The following is a 15,747-nucleotide window of genomic DNA, read 5'->3' on the forward strand; positions in this document are numbered from 1 at the left end:
AGCGATTTACTTTTTAAAGGAGAATAATATGAAAAAATGTGCTGAATTTGGAATGAAAGTTTTTTGTGTGTCATTATGTTGTCTTGCTGCGTCATTTTTTATTTCCTGCAACGAGAAAAAGGCAAATGACGGAAGCATTACTTTGACTGTCTGGGAATCAACTAACGGTCCTGATGAATTCATTAAAAAGGCTGGTGAAGCATTTGAGGCAAGTCATCCGAATGTTAAAATCAAATTTGAAAATGTAGAACTTGGTGATTCAACAGGTCAGATTGCGCTTGACGGACCGGCCGGGAAGGGCGCTGACATTTTTGCAGCTCCTCATGACAGACTCGGTTCACTTGTAACAGGCGGGCATGTTCTTCCGACGGCAAATGCTGATGAAATCCGTTCGCATATTCTTTCTTCATGCGTAAAGGCACTCACTTATGACGGAACTTTGTACGGATATCCAGTTTCGGCAGAAACCTACGCTCTTTTTTACAACAAAAAGCTCGTAAAAGAAAATGAAGTGCCAAAATCATGGGATGAGCTTGTTAACTGGACTTCAGATTTTAATGCAAAAAATCCTGGAAAATACGGTTTTGTAATGGATACAGGCAATGCCTACTACACGATTATTTTTACTACAAAAAACGGCAACCGTCTGTTCGGAATCAATGGAAATGACCGCAACAATTCAAACATCAATAATAAATATGCTGTCGATGGCATGAAATTCTTTCAGGGCTTAAAGCGAATTCTGAATGTTTCTTCTACCGACTTGGGAACTGCGACCGTTGATGCTGCCTTCCAGACAGGAAATGCGGCAATGCACATAACCGGACTTTGGAATGTTGTTCCTTTTGAAAAGGCTGGCATTGAATTCGGTGTTGCGCCGCTTCCGTCTCTTCCAGGGGACTCAAATCCTGCGGCTTCGTTCAGCGGAACTCGCGCGATGTTCGTTTCGGCTTATTCTGACCATCCTGCTGAAGCAAATGAATTTGCCGCTTTCCTTGTAAGCGAAGAGATGCAGCGTCTCCGCTTCGAAATTACGGGTGCAATTCCAAGCATCGATATTCCGCTCGAAAGTCCGTATGCACCAGGTTTCTTGAAGCAGCTTGAATATGCTTTCCCTATGCCAACAATTCCTGAAATGGCTATGTTCTGGGAAGCAATGAATAGTGCAAGCAAAAACATCTGGGATGGAGCTGATGTTCAGAAAGAACTTGATGCCTGCAACACTGCAATGGTAGGAAAGTAATATGGATATAAAAAACGATATGTCAGAGATGAAAAAAATTCGTGTGTCCGCTTCCTGCTTTATGGGGCTGGCGCATCTTCTCTACCTCAAAGATTATGTAAAAGGCATTTTCTTTGCTCTTTGTGAACTTGCTTTCATCGTGTGCCTGCCTTTTACAGTTAAAAAACTGGTGGGCCTTATTACGCTCGGAACTCCGCATCCGGAACTCCCAATCAAAATGCGTGACAACTCAATTTTCATGCTGATTGACGGCATTCTGATTCTTGCCTTGGTTGCGATTTTTGTGATTGTCTATGTCCTGAGTGTTAAAAGCGCACAGGCAGGATATGCCGAATATTGCAGGACTGGAAAATTCAGAACTCAAAAAGAGCAGCTCGATACCGCCTTGGGAAAATCATTTCCGATTTTCGGTCTTGCGCCTGGTTTTGTGATGGTCATGGTTTTTGTAATCGTTCCTCTAGTTTTCAGCGTTGCCGTTGCTTTTACGAACTATTCTGATCCGGCGCACATTCCGCCAAATAATACGGTTGACTGGGTAGGATTTCAGAATTTCGTGGAGCTTTTGGGCGGGCAGAAAACCTGGTCTGTGGGATTTTTGCGTGTCGCTGTCTGGACTTTGGTTTGGGCTGTTCTTTCGACCTTTACCTGCTATTTTGGCGGGCTTATTGTTGCGGTTCAGCTTCGTGAAATCAATTTCCGGATTGCACCGATTTTTCGCTTCATTTTCATTCTTCCGTATGCGGTGCCGGGCGTTGTTTCGATGCTCGTTTGGAAAAATCTTTTGAACGGCTCATTCGGAATTGTAAACAGAACGCTCATGGCAATCGGCATTATTTCTCAGCCGATTCCATGGCTTGGAACTCCGGTGATGGCACAGTTTACCTGCGTGGTCGTAAATCTTTGGGCTGGTTTCGGATATTTCATGCTTCTTTCGATGGGTACAATGACCGCAATCAGTGAGGACATGAACGAGGCTGCAAAAATCGACGGTGCAAATCGCAGGCAGATTTTTTCTAAAATCACGCTTCCGCTCGTTCTGTATCAGACTTTGCCGCTGATTATCATGAGTTTTGCTCATAATGTGAACAACTTCGGTGCAATCTACTTCCTTACGGGAGGAGCACCAACTGTTTCAGATTCTACGATTACGCTTGCTGGCGGAACTGATATTCTCGTATCATGGATTTACAAACTCACAATTACGCTCATGAAGTACAACTATGCTTCGGTAATCGCAGTCATGATTTTCATTGTGCTTGCTCCGTTCGCGATTTTCAACTTCAGGCAGACTAAAGCATATAAGGAAGGTTCGGTATGATAAAAGAACATGAAATGCACCAGTTCAACAAAACGATTATCTATTTGATTTTCTTGATTGTCTCTGTGTTCGTTATTTATCCTCTGGTTTATGTCGTAAGCGGTGCTTTTGCTCCTGGAAACTCAATCGCCTCGCTTAACATCATTCCGTTCAAAAACGGCATCACATTTGAGCATTTCGTCGATTTGTTTACGAAAAATGATTACGGAAAGTGGTTTTTGAATACGCTGATTATCGCCGTGGAGACCAGTGCTGCCACCGTCGTGATTTCTTCGCTTTCGGCCTATGTTTTCAGCCGTTTCCAGTTCAGATTCAAAAAATCTTTTTTGATGAGTCTTTTGATTCTTCAGATTTTCCCGAGCTTTGTCGGCATGATTGCAATTTATGTAATCCTGCTCCGAATCGGCGGCCTGGATACGCTTTGGGGACTGGTCCTGGTCTATGTGGCCGGAAACATTCCATATAACACATGGATGGTTAAAAATTACATGGATACAGTTTCAAAAAGTCTTGATGAGGCGGCCCGAATCGATGGTGCAAGTCATTTCCGCGTATTTGCCCAGATAATCATGCCGATTGCAAAGCCGATTATCACTTTCCTTGCGATTACGAGTTTTACTGCACCGTGGATGGACTTCATTTTCCCGAAGATGGTTTTGCGAAGCCCTGAAAATCAGACGCTTGCGCTTGGACTTTTTGCCTTCGTTTCTGACAAAAAGAATGAATTCACGATTTTTGCGGCAGGCTCTCTGCTCGTTTCGATTCCCTTCGTTATTTTCTTCCTTATCACGCAAAGAACGCTGATTTCAAGTTTTGGCGGCGCGGCGGTCAAAGAGTAAAATGAAATTTGAAAACGGAAAATGAAAATTTAATAAATTGTGCAACCGATTGCATTACTATATAGAGGATTTTATGAGTTACAGTTTTGATAATATAAGCATTAAAAAAGACGGAAAACGAATTTTCCCGATTATGGGCGAGATTCACTATTCACGCGTGCCTCGCTCTGAATGGGCGGAACGGCTTTATAAGATGAAGTCAGGCGGTGTTACGCTTGCGAGTTCCTATGTAATCTGGATTCACCATGAGGAAATTGAAGGAGAATATGATTTTTCGGGTCAGCGTGATTTACATGCTTTCATGCAGACCGTAAAAGACTGCGGAATGAAGATACTGCTTAGAATCGGGCCGTGGTGTCATGGTGAGGTTCGTAACGGCGGATTCCCGGACTGGCTTTTAAAAAAGGAATATGAGCCGCGTACGAATGATGAGCGTTACTTTGAGCTTGTGAGAAAGTGGTATTCAAAAATCTATGAGCAGGTAAGCGATTTTATCTGCAATCCTGAAGACGATTCTACGGGCGAAAATCCGATTATCGGCGTTCAGATTGAAAACGAATACGGTCATTGCGGCGGCCTTTACGAAAAGGAATCAGGTGAGCTTCATATGCAGACTTTGCAGAAACTTGCGAAAGAATGTGGCTTCAATGTCGCATTGTACACGGCAACAGGCTGGGGCGGAGCATGGACTGGCGGAATGCTTCCTGTCATGGGCGGATATTGCGATGCTCCGTGGGATCAGAGGACTTCGGAAATCGAGCCGAGCGGTAACTACACTTTCACGCATGAGCGAAATGACCACAACATCGGAAGCGATCACGGTTTTGGCTACGGAATCACTTTTGACATCGAAAAATTCCCTTATCTCACGGCAGAACTTGGCGGCGGACTTCAGGTGACAGGTCACAGAAGAACGATTGCAAGCGCAAAGGACATTGCGGCAGTCGCTCTTTCAAAACTTGGAAGCGGCGTGAATCTGCTCGGATTTTATATGTATGCGGGCGGCACGAACCCGGAAGGAAAACTCACGACTTTACAGGAATCGCGCGCAACCGGCTATCTGAACGATTTGCCTGTCAAATCCTATGATTTCCGTGCGGCAGTGCGAGAATTCGGTCAGGTTTCGGACACTTTGCGTGAACTTAAATTGCTTTCGTACTTTACTGCCGAGTGGGGCGAAGAATTGTGCGCTCTTCCTGCCTTGATTCCTGTTGAAGTGAAGCCAGACGATTTGAAATCGCCGAGATTTGCGTTCAGATTCGGAAAAAATGAGCGTTCTGAAAAAAGCGGCTATGTTTTTGTGAACAACTATGTCCGCCATCAGAAACTGAATGAATGGAATCTTTCTGACTATAAAAAAGAATATGATTTCCTTCCGGACGGAATCACGGTTCACGGCGGGGAATTTTTCTTCCTGCCATTCAATATGGCTTTTGGGTCTTCCTTTGTCAAAAACGCAAAAGTCACTCCGTTTACAAAAATCGCTTCGGGTGAAAATGAGCTTTTCGTATTCTACAAGCGCGAAAATGACGGTGAAAGCGCGAATCTGTTTGATTTTGCTGACGAAAAATCAGAGAATCTGGCAAAAAAGAACTTCCTTGTCCTTGAACGGAAAGACGCGCTCAATTCATGGAAAATCGGGAAGCGCCTTGTGATTACAGATTCAACTTCTTCTGCAATCGAAAATGCTGGGGGCGGAATCGATATTATTTCTCGAAGCTGTTCTGAGATTTTTGTGTATCCTGATTTTGAAAAAGCTCCTGAAGGATTCAAAAAAAGTGGCATGGTGAATAAAAATGCCGCCAGTGATTTTAACCAAGTCCTGTTCGCGAAATATGAGCCAATTTCAAAAGAAGAGGACAAAGGTCTTCTGATTTCGGAAAAAGCGGGAACTGAAAACGGCTCGGTTTTCTACAAAATCGACTTGAGTTCTCTCATTGAAAAATTGCGTTCAAAATCTTCTGACTCAGCCCTTTCTGACATCTTTGTTTCTTTTGATTACACAGGCGACAAGGCAAATCTCTACGAAGTAAATGACGGAAAGCGAAAACTGCTTCTTGACCATTTCTATCTTGGTGAAGAGTATCCCTGGGAAATCGGCTTGAAGCGTTTTACTGAAAGTGAAATTGATTTTAAGAATCTGGAACTCGAGATTGTACCGCTCAAAAAAGACGCGGAAGTCTACATAGAAAAATGGCCACAGTTCAGCGGAAAGGAAATCGCAGTTCTTCACTCACTGAATTACGAAACTGAAAGGAAATTTGAAATATAAGGATTCCATAAGGAGGAAAAAGTTATGAAAAAAGTACTTGCTGCTGCAATCACTTGTGCTTTGATTTCGCCTTTGTTTGCTGTATCGGGAAAGGCTTCTGATGCAGTAAAACAGAAAATCGTCGTGGAAAAGGTTGACGGACTTCGTGATGATTTTATGAAGGGCGTTGATATCAGCATGGTCGATCAGATAGAGAGGACAGGCGGAAAATTTTACAACGCTCGTGGTGAGGAAGAGGACATTTTTAAGATTCTCAAAGATCATGGCGTAAATTATGTCCGAATCCGTCTCTGGAACAATCCGACTTATGAAGAAGATCAGTATGACAAAAACGGAAAACTCGTCGCGAAAAAGGGTGAGAAACGAGGCGGCGGTGACAATACAATCGAAACCGACCTTCGAATCGCCAAAAGAATAAAGGCCGCGGGCTTACAATTCATGCTCGACTTCCATTATTCGGATTTCTGGGCGGATCCAGGAAAGCAGTATATGCCGCAGGATTGGAAAAATCTCAGCGCGAAGGAACTTGAAAACACTGTAGAAAAATTCACCCGCGAGACGATTGACCGCTTTGCTGCAGAAGGCGCGGCTCCAGATTCTGTTCAGATTGGAAATGAGCTGAATTCGGGCTTCATGTGGCCAATCGGTCAGACCTGGAGTGAAGACCCCAAAGCGAAAATCGGCGGAATGAAGCAGTTTATGCGTCTTCTTGACCGAGCTTCAAAGGGCGTTCGCTCTGCAAAAGGCGGCAATGACATAAAAATCATCATTCACCTTGCAGACGGCGGAAAGCAGGACTTGTATAAATATGTCTTTGATGAAGTCAAGAAAGCAAAAATCGACTATGACATCATTGGTCTTTCATTCTATCCGTACTGGCACGGCTCCATTGCAGAGCTTACAGCAAATCTTGAGATGATTTCAAAGCGATACGGAAAAGAAATGGCTGTCGTGGAAACGGCATATGCTTTCACTGAGGAAAACGGCGATTTTCAGGGCAATGTCTTTCAGGTCTATTCTGATGAGGCAAACGGCTATGTTCCGAGCGTTCAGGGACAGGCGACTGAATTGCGCGACATAATTGCGGCTGTCAGCAGCGTAAAAGGCGGATGCGGCGTATTCTGGTGGGAAGCGGATTCAATTCTCTGGAAAGGCGCGAATCTTTCTGCAACTGAAGGAAATACCTGGGAAAATCAGGCTTTGTTCGATTTTACAGGAAAAGTTCTTCCGTCAATGGCTGTCTGGAATTTGGTGAGCGGCAAGGGCGAGGTCGAGAATGTCTGGGGCGGTTCTGCCAAAAATGGCTCAGGCTTTACTCCATATGCACTCGCAGATTCCCTTGAGATTACGGCAAAAACTGGGGAAACACCTGCTCTTCCGTCAAAAATCAAGGTAATCTACACAAACGACAGTGAAGGTCTGGTCGATGTCAAATGGGAAAGCATCGACTGGAAAAACCAAAAAGCCGGAATTGTGAGCGTTGAAGGCACGGTTAGCGGTCAAAGCTTTAAGGCACGGGCGAGCGTTGTTTTGAGCAACCGTATGAATTTGATTGAAGACCCTTCGTTTGAAAGCGGAAAAATGGGAAAATGGAAACTCAACGGACCCGGGGCAGCCTGCTTTATGGAAAACAACAAGGGCAATGCAAAGAGCGGAAAATGGACTTACAAATACTGGCTTGGAAACGGCTTTAAGTCTGTGCTCTCGCAGACAGTCAGCGTTCCAGAAAACGGAACATACGAGCTTTCTGTCTGGGCGATGGGCGGCGGCGGCGAAAACAATATCCGCTTGTTCGCGGCAAATTTTGACGGAACAGAAAAGCAGGTAACATCAAAAATCACGAATACCGGCTGGACAGACTGGCATCAGTACAAGATTCGCGTTCCTGTAAGCAACGGAAAAGTTACTGTCGGAATCTATCTGGACACGAATCCAGACTGCTGGGGCAACTTCGACGACATTGAGTTGATTAAAGTGGATTAAAAAGGGGATTTTACAATGAAAAGAAATGTTAAAATGAATAAAAAAATCTCTGTGCTGCTTGCTCTTTCTCTTTTGATTTCAAGCTCTTATGCACAGGAAGCGAATGACGGTTTTGTGGTTCCGCTGAACGAGGATTTTTCTAAGGCAGTGAGTGCGGCTCCGGCTCAGGCAAGCACTGCGGGAAATTCTTCTGTGGCACAGGGCGCATGGATTGAGCTTACTTCGAGCAACAAGGCGATTATCCGCGACATTGCGACGAACGAAAAATCGGGATACGAATTCGACAATTCGCATCTTCTCTCAAACCTCAACTGGTGGTTCTGGGGCGACATAACGCCATCGTTCCATCTTGATGCGGAAATTTCGGTTTACGATTTCGACAAGACTATCTACCAGTCGAACAGCTATGCCGATAACGACCCGACCGTGAGCTGGAAAGACGGATTCCACGAGCTTTACTCAATGCCGTTCAGCTTCATGCACAATGGGAATGATAATACTGTCGGCTCGTTCAACAAATTCGGATTCACGCTCATAAATCCTTACTTTGAGACAAAAATCGGCTACGGAAAGCTCAAGGCGGGCGGAATGCTTGATTTTGACGGAATCTATCATGTCATTGACCGCTGGGAATCTGTCGAAAAGGGCTTCACTGAACTGTCGCTTGGAAAAGACCTTCAAAAAATCGGCGACTTCACCGTAAACGCGACTGCAGCACTCAGCATGATGCGGGGCACTTACGGTCTCTATGATTTGCTTGATGTAAAATATGGTGACGAAAAAGCACCTTTGATTGAATTCGCCGCAACATTCGGAAGCAAAACCGAATCTGAAAAACTCTACGACTACAACAAGGACAATATCAACGCGTTCTCTACATATCTTGCCGTCGCTCCAATCGAGCCTCTCAAAATCGAATTCCATATGCTCGGAACATTCGGAACGGATCTTGACCTTGAAAAAGAGACGCTTGCCTTTGCGGGAAGGGGAAGCTGGCAGGCAGAAAAATGGAGCCTTCGCGTCATGGAAAGTCTTGCCGGTTCCAGCGTGAATTCGGTCTGGGGAAGCGATGGCCAGGCTTACGATGACATCAATGCGGGAAAACTTTTTACCCAGGCGGATTTTGCTTTCGCTCCTTTGGAATGGTTTTCTTTCGGTCTTGATGAAGGTCTTACTCTTCCTTCTTATGATGACGAGACTTTCGCGCTCAGTTTTGCATCGGACACGAGCGCGGAATATTCGCTCAGAAACGAGCCTTATTTTGACTTTGATTTGGAACGATTTCTTGCGACTCCGCTCACGCTTGCTTCTTACGGTGTAATTTATGCTGACAAGGCAGTCTCCGGGAAAAAGAACAAGCAGATTATCACGCTGCAGGAAGCCGGTGCCGAACTTGCATGGGCTCCTGATTTCAGCATGATGAAAAAACTCAAATTCGATTATGCGACCAGCTCTTCATACAATAAATGGACGAGCAGCGCAGGCTCAAGCTACAAAAAGAATGTCACATATCACAGTATGATTTTGAAATCTGATATTACTGATAACTTTAATGTTTTCGGCGGAATGCTTTATCGTGCCTATGAAAATAAAACTGACAAAAATCAGCCGCTCGGATTTGCGCTCGGGTTTGCGGTCAACAAAACGCCTCTTCCAGGGCATCCGAAACTTTGGGCTCACTTTGCCTACGGAATGGATCCGTTTGAGGACAACAACTACAGCCTGTACCGTGCCGACGACCCGCTCAATAAGCCGATTCACCGCACATATCTTCTTAACACGCTTGACGATAACAACTACAACAGTTTCGTCCGAGTCGGCTTAATCTGGGATTTGTAATGGAGGATAGGAAAATGAAAATTGAAAATGGAAAAATGAAAATGGAAAACGAGCATCGATTCCTGAATCTGGCGAAAGTTAGAGGTTTTTTGGTATTGATATCTTGTCTTTTTCTGGGGGTTGGGCTTTCTTCTTGTGCTGATGCGGACGGACTTCATAATCAGCCAGAGCTTCTTGTGACTTTTGAATTTTCGGGATTCGGGGATATTTCGGGAAATTACTCGATTCCTGGAAATTTTGACGGAAACAACGGCTGGGACAACACAAATATCGATGTCGTGATGAAAAACGGAAGGGGCGTTTCAAATGAAATTTCTGTGACGACGGCGAACATTCAGTTCTCGCTCTGTCCTACAAACGACTGGTCACGCCCATGGTATTCTGCAGGAGCTTGTGAAGGGAACGGAGCAGACGGCTCAAACGGAAACCGAAATTTTTATATCGATAATCTCGATTTGAGCAAAGGAAAAGCCACCGTCGTCGTGGAAGTTAAAAACGGAGTCGCGACACCCACAAGCACTTCCGTATCAAAATAAGGAAATGACTGTCTTTCAAAAAGGCAGATATCAATAAAAGTGATTCTATAAGGAGGAATCTATTATGAAAAAAAGCATTTTTGCACTGGTCGGTGCGGCACTCATGCTCGCATCAGGATTTGTTTTCACAGGCTGCTCTAGCAGTGATGATGAAGAAGAAGGCTCTGCTACCATGACGGTGAATTTTAAATTCAGTGATTTTACGGCTACAAGTGTAAGCGTTAAATACGGAAATGGTAAAAACAAAGATGACTCGACAAAAACAAGCACTATTACTGCGAATCTTGCCTCTGATGGAAAAAGTGCGACTTTCACCGCTTCTGATAAGTATGTAAATGATGACGGATATATGGACATCATAACTCTGACAGTTTCTAACAGCGATGGTGAAGTTGAAACAACTTTTGAAAGTAATTCAAGCGGAGAAACTGGTGCTTGGTTCAAGTTTGTTGAAGATGGTTCTGTCACAATTACTTACAAGAAAAAGGCAGCCGAAGCAGGTTCTTCTATTTATTCTGCAAGTTACACAGGAACTGGAGCATATCCTGAAACAGCGACAGTTGCTGCCTCTGTTTTCTCAAGCCTCACAATAAATAAACTTAAAGTAAAGGCAGCAAATTATTCTGCAACTGATAATGATGCCTGGTGGGTTAATGTAAACTCCGCTGCTTCTTGGGATAATCAGGTTACGCTGGGATGGGACGATGACATTAGCGGTTATTCTGCTGAGATTTCAGATTCTGCTGTCATTTCTGCAATTAAATCAAACGGTTTGTTCGTTGTCGCTGGAAATGGTGCAACCTGTACTATTTCCGTGCTTTATGAATAATAGAACTGTTCGGAAAACGCTAGTCGCAAAGCGACCTCAGTTTCCGAACACCTCTAATATATAGCCCCTTGCTTTCCCGCGTCATGTCACACGCTGGCGCGGGATTTCTTTCAAAAATGGAGCAATAATATGACACTCCGAAATCATTCTTTCTTAAAAATCTTCTTTTTCTGGGCAATGCTCTTTTCTTTTTTCGCCTGCACTGACGATTCCGAAGATTCCACTCCTTCGATGGAACTTGTGTTGGCTTTTTCTGGCGAAAATGCTGAATCTCTGACAGGCGTGAGCCTTACTTACGGTGCTTCAGGCGATGAGTCAATAAAGACAAATGTAATGGCAGCTGTTTCTGGCACTAAGGCACTTTTTACCCTTAGCAGTGAATACGCAGATTCTTACGGATACTTTAAAATTTACGGAATAAAAGTCTATGCAGGCGAGACTTTGCTTTCTGCTGAGACTGATGATAATCTCTGGTTTAAGTTTAATGAGGATCAGACACACACAATTTCTTATAAGCTGAGTAAAAATTCAGACAATTCTATAAAAATAGAAGGGCTTTCAATGAAACTTGGTGAAACATTTATCAGAGGTTTTGATGCTTCTGAGGTCGATTTTTATGAGCAGGAAAATAATGTCATCTGGACTGATTCCGATGGCAAACAGAAGGATTTCTTTCAGATTCTTGCAAATCATGGTGTAAATACCGTTCGATTGAGAATCTGGAATGATCCAAATCAATTCGCAAAAAGAATAAACACAGGCATGAACAGCCTAGAGCGCACAATTTCAATGGCAAAGCGGGTAAAGGCTGCAAATCTCGATTTGATGCTTGATTTTCATTATTCGGACACATGGGCTGACCCTGGCCGTCAGCTTGTTCCTGCCGCATGGAAAAATTTGAAGAGCGTTGATGAGGTCGCAAGCTCACTTTCTTCTTATACTACAGAAGTTCTCCAAACCCTTAAAAACGAAGCTGGCATTGTTCCGAAATATGTTCAGATTGGAAACGAGATAAACAACGGCCTGATGACTCATTATGGCACTGATTCAAGCGACAACAACAAAAAAGAAGAATTCGCATTTGCCGGAACGAGTTGGGGTGAAAATCGTGCGAATTTCATAACCTATCTTTCAGCAGGCTGCCATGCAGTTCGTTCTTTTGATTCGGGGATAAAGATTGTCCTTCATGTTGCGCATTCAAAGTATGTGACCTGGATTTTTGAGCCATTGAAAGAAGCCGCTCTTGATTACGATATAATCGGTCTTTCGTATTATCCCTGGGAAGAAAGCCATGAATCAATCGCTGTTTTGAAAAGCAATATCGAGGCTCTCAAAAGCGAATTCGGCAAAAAGATTTTGATTGCTGAGTGTTCCGCTCACTGGCATGATGATTCAAATCTTTCCGCTCAAAATCAAAGCTATATTCATCTTGTAGATCCGCTTACTTCAAAAGTGTATTCAGACCTTGAAACTGGTGAAAAGTCGGGCGTGAACTATGTCAAAGGCACTGTCCAGAATCAGGCAAACACAATCCGCCATATCATCGAAGAATCTGCAAAATCAGGCGGATGCGGCGTTTTTGTCTGGGGCGGCGACCTCTACGGGAATTACAAATGGGGTATGTTCGATTCCAGCGGAAAAGCTTTGCAGAGCCTCGATGTGTTCAAGATTGAGTAAATGGTTATGCTTTTATTCAACAACTAAGTATACTTTCTGTGATGAAGAAAAGCCTGTCGTGTTGAAATTTACTGTCACGCTTGAGTTTGTAACAGTTCCAACTTTGTGAACGACAATTCCGTATGGCCTGAGTGAAACCTTTGAATTATATCCGTAAAGATAAGGACCATCGAACTTATAATAAGCAGTTGTGTCTTTGTTTGCTTCATAGGTTTCGCTCAGAAGGTCTTGAAGATTCCATAAATCCACTGCTTCAAGCGAATATTCATATTCTCCAAAACAAAGTTCACTTGAAGCAAGATTTGACTGAAATCCTTTTTCTTCTTTGCCGAGCGTGCATGCTAAAGAATATTCTTTTAAGAGAGCTTCCATGCTGCACGCATTTGAGCCGTTTTTGCTAAGTGCATTCAGAATTGCCTTTTCGTCTGCATAACCGTTTGTCGCAATTTCATGAAGAAGCGGAATGCCTCCCTGTGTGCGCAAAAGCCATGATCCGAAAGCGTAATTGTTGGAATAAGAATAATAGATTTCGGGTGAACTTGAATTGAATTCAAGGCCGATGTCTGCATAATGACGGTTGAACAGCGGAAGCCGTGCGAAAGGACTGTCATCTTCGTTGAAATTTGAATCCAGCGAGCAGAGCGTGGAATACATAATGTCTTCGCAGAGCATTGATTTCATTTCGTTGTAGGAACTTGATGTACTGATGCCCTGATTCATAGATTTTACGCCGAAATCAATCATATGCTGGAATTCATGGGCAAGTGTTGAATAGACTTCGCTCGTGTAGTTTGCGGCATAATATCCGTCTACATAGAAATATTTTCCTTTGTTCGAGTATTTGTATACGGAATTTGTATTTGAGAGATAAAAATAATCTTTTGCGTAGAAATAGCCTACTGTGTCGCCCGAATTTTCTCCTCTTGAATAGTCTTTCCCTATGTCATAGATTACGATGTTTACGATTGTGCCGGTTTCGCTGTAGTCATTCATGCTGATTTTACTAGACATGCTGGAATTTGCGGCCAGCTCATCAGATTCTTCACCGAAAACATTGCGGATTTTTTCATACATTTCATCGAAATTTGAGGCTATTTTTTCTGCGATTTCTGAATTGATTTTTTCACCTGTGGCACTTGAAGATGACCAGTTATCCGGCATGACCCAGACATTGCAAAATGTTCCGACTGCACGGAGAGTCGCTGTTTCAGCCTTGAAAGTTGAAATGTTTGAATCCTGATCGACATAGATTGAGCGGGTTGCACTTCCGACATCGCTTTGCGTGTAGATTTTTGGCGTAACTTTTGTGAGTGAATAAGTCGCCGCACGAGAAGCCGATTCTGCGGTTTGGGGGAGAGAGATGCCCAAAGAAAGGGAGGTGCAGTGATGTGGTCCGAATCCGCCGGGGCCAAAAGACAGGAATCCTGTGCTGCTTCCTGTTGAAGAAGTTGAATCTGAATCGCCTTTTGAAAGAGACAATCCGGATGCTGAAGTGACATATCTTGAACTGTTTGAAGAAATTGTGCTCGAATTCGGGTTTGTTCTTGTGAGAAATACCGTTCTGCCTGTCGGAATTCCTGAAATTGTTATGTATGAAGAAGATGCTGATATTTCGAATACATTCGGGCTAATTGAGTTGTCGTAGGATAGACCTCCTTCAGAAGAGGTGCCTGTTCCTGATTCGCTTTCTTGTTGGCTTGTCTCAGATGAACTTTCTGATGAACCAGATGATTCTGATGATTCTGATGATTCTGATGATTCTGATGATTCTGATGATTCTGATGCGGTTTCCGTCGTTTGAGATGAATCGGTTTGTGCCGTATTGTTTATTTCGTTTGAAGTGGAGGAAGAACTTGATTCTGATGATTCGCTTGAAATGGAATCATCACATGAACAGATTAAAAATCCTATGGTCAAAAGAGAAAGTAAAATCTTTTTCATAAAACACCTCACTTATTCTGTATACCCTGATTATATTCCGTCAATTTTGTAAAATCTTGTGAGATGCGTGAGAATAAAATAAGAGAAAATTAAGGGGAAAAAAACTGGACTTATCGAACATCCTTCGTTTCTAAGAGAAAAGTTCTCAAAAGTCCAGCTTTCCGTTTTCAATTTTCCACTTTCCGTTTAAAGAATATAAACTCCCTTTGTGTCGAAGTTGAGGGCGGCTTTTTCACCAGCTTCGTAGACTTTTCGGCCGAGCGGGTTGTAATCGGTGATGTTGACATTTTTTCCGCCGACATCTACCTGATAGTACTGATAGCTTCCCATGAATGTGCTGAAAGTTACAGTGCCGTTCAGGATTCCTGAGTCTGAAAGCGTGACATTCTCAGGGCGCAGTACGAGAGAGGCTTCAGAGCCGGCAGCAATTCCTGCATAGTTGAGAACTTCGAGCTGAGTTCCTGCTACCGTGATTTTCGCTGTTTCTCCGTCTGTTGAATCGACTTTTGCGTCAAGGAAATTTGCCTCACCGATAAAGTCAGCGACGAATTTGTTTTTGGGGCGGTAGTAGATTTCGCGCGGACTTCCGATTTGCTCAACTTTTCCCTTGCTCATGATGATAATCTGGTCGGAAATGCTCATTGCTTCGCTCTGGTCGTGTGTGACATAAACTGCCGTGATTCCGACTTTCTGCTGAATCTTTCGGATTTCGGTGCGCATCGTAACACGGAGCTTTGCGTCGAGGTTTGAGAGCGGTTCATCAAAAAGAAGGACTCCCGGCTCCATTACGAGTGCTCGGGCCAATGCGACTCGCTGCTGCTGACCGCCTGAAAGCTGGTTTGTCATGCGGCCTTCCATTCCTTCCATTTCAACGAGTTTGAGGATGTCCATTACCTTTTTCTGAATCTCTTCTTTTGGAAGTTTTCGGATTTTGAGACCGTAAGCAACATTGTCAAAGACATTGTAGTGCGGCAAAAGCGCGTAACTCTGGAATACCATTGCCGTGTCGCGTTTGTTCGGCGGAAGGGCGTTGATTGCCTCGTTTCCAAGATAGATTTCGCCTTCGTCCGGGCTTTCAAATCCTGCAATCATGCGGAGGGTTGTTGTTTTTCCGCAGCCAGAAGGTCCGAGCAAAGTGACGAATGTGCCCGGCTTGATGTCGAGGTTTGTCTCGTGGACGGCATAAAAGTCTTTGCCTGTCTTTGGGTCCTGATAGATTTTAGATATATGATCAAGGCGCACGCCTTTTTTTTCTGTAGACATAAAATTC

The 15,747-nt window shown here is 43.8% G+C and carries 11 protein-coding genes; 9 read left to right on the forward strand and 2 right to left on the reverse strand.

The window, feature by feature from the left end:
* Positions 1 to 28 precede the first annotated feature (28 nt).
* The 9 genes from Q0Q74_RS04925 to Q0Q74_RS04965 all read left to right on the forward strand — a co-directional run bounded on the left by Q0Q74_RS04925 (position 29) and on the right by Q0Q74_RS04965 (position 12,536).
* On the forward strand, positions 29 to 1,243 hold the full coding sequence (locus Q0Q74_RS04925) for a maltose ABC transporter substrate-binding protein (RefSeq protein ID WP_294429103.1): 1,215 nt from the start codon (positions 29 to 31) through the stop codon (positions 1,241 to 1,243).
* Between the two features lies 1 nt (position 1,244).
* A complete protein-coding gene (locus tag Q0Q74_RS04930) occupies positions 1,245 to 2,561 on the forward strand; it encodes a carbohydrate ABC transporter permease (protein ID WP_294429105.1) in 1,317 nt (438 codons plus the stop codon).
* On the forward strand, positions 2,558 to 3,400 hold the full coding sequence (locus Q0Q74_RS04935) for a sugar ABC transporter permease (RefSeq protein ID WP_294429106.1): 843 nt from the start codon (positions 2,558 to 2,560) through the stop codon (positions 3,398 to 3,400). Before Q0Q74_RS04930 ends, Q0Q74_RS04935 begins: the two co-directional genes overlap by 4 nt.
* A gap of 73 nt (positions 3,401 to 3,473) precedes the next feature.
* Positions 3,474 to 5,672, forward strand: a complete 2,199-nt coding sequence (locus tag Q0Q74_RS04940) for a beta-galactosidase (protein ID WP_294429107.1) — start codon at positions 3,474 to 3,476, stop codon at positions 5,670 to 5,672.
* A gap of 24 nt (positions 5,673 to 5,696) precedes the next feature.
* Complete coding sequence (locus tag Q0Q74_RS04945) at positions 5,697 to 7,655, forward strand: glycosyl hydrolase 53 family protein (RefSeq protein ID WP_294429108.1); 1,959 nt, start codon at positions 5,697 to 5,699, stop codon at positions 7,653 to 7,655.
* Positions 7,656 to 7,670: 15 nt separating this feature from the next.
* Positions 7,671 to 9,494 carry a hypothetical protein gene (locus Q0Q74_RS04950; RefSeq protein WP_294429109.1) on the forward strand — a complete coding sequence of 608 codons (1,824 nt, stop codon included), beginning with the start codon at positions 7,671 to 7,673 and terminating at the stop codon, positions 9,492 to 9,494.
* A gap of 14 nt (positions 9,495 to 9,508) precedes the next feature.
* A complete protein-coding gene (locus tag Q0Q74_RS04955; protein ID WP_294429110.1) occupies positions 9,509 to 10,030 on the forward strand; it encodes a hypothetical protein in 522 nt (173 codons plus the stop codon).
* A gap of 64 nt (positions 10,031 to 10,094) precedes the next feature.
* Positions 10,095 to 10,859: a hypothetical protein gene (locus tag Q0Q74_RS04960; protein ID WP_294429114.1), complete on the forward strand. Its 765-nt coding sequence runs from the start codon at positions 10,095 to 10,097 to the stop codon at positions 10,857 to 10,859.
* Between the two features lie 129 nt (positions 10,860 to 10,988).
* Positions 10,989 to 12,536: a glycosyl hydrolase 53 family protein gene (locus Q0Q74_RS04965; protein WP_294429115.1), complete on the forward strand. Its 1,548-nt coding sequence runs from the start codon at positions 10,989 to 10,991 to the stop codon at positions 12,534 to 12,536.
* 12 nt (positions 12,537 to 12,548) lie between these two features.
* Here Q0Q74_RS04965 and Q0Q74_RS04970 read toward each other — a convergent pair whose 3' ends face one another.
* Positions 12,549 to 14,477 carry a hypothetical protein gene (locus Q0Q74_RS04970; protein ID WP_294429116.1) on the reverse strand — a complete coding sequence of 643 codons (1,929 nt, stop codon included), beginning with the start codon at positions 14,475 to 14,477 and terminating at the stop codon, positions 12,549 to 12,551.
* A gap of 186 nt (positions 14,478 to 14,663) precedes the next feature.
* A complete protein-coding gene (locus Q0Q74_RS04975) occupies positions 14,664 to 15,740 on the reverse strand; it encodes an ABC transporter ATP-binding protein (protein WP_294429117.1) in 1,077 nt (358 codons plus the stop codon).
* Positions 15,741 to 15,747 lie beyond the last annotated feature (7 nt).

Source organism: uncultured Treponema sp., from assembly GCF_946187725.1.
Lineage (GTDB): Bacteria > Spirochaetota > Spirochaetia > Treponematales > Treponemataceae > Treponema_D.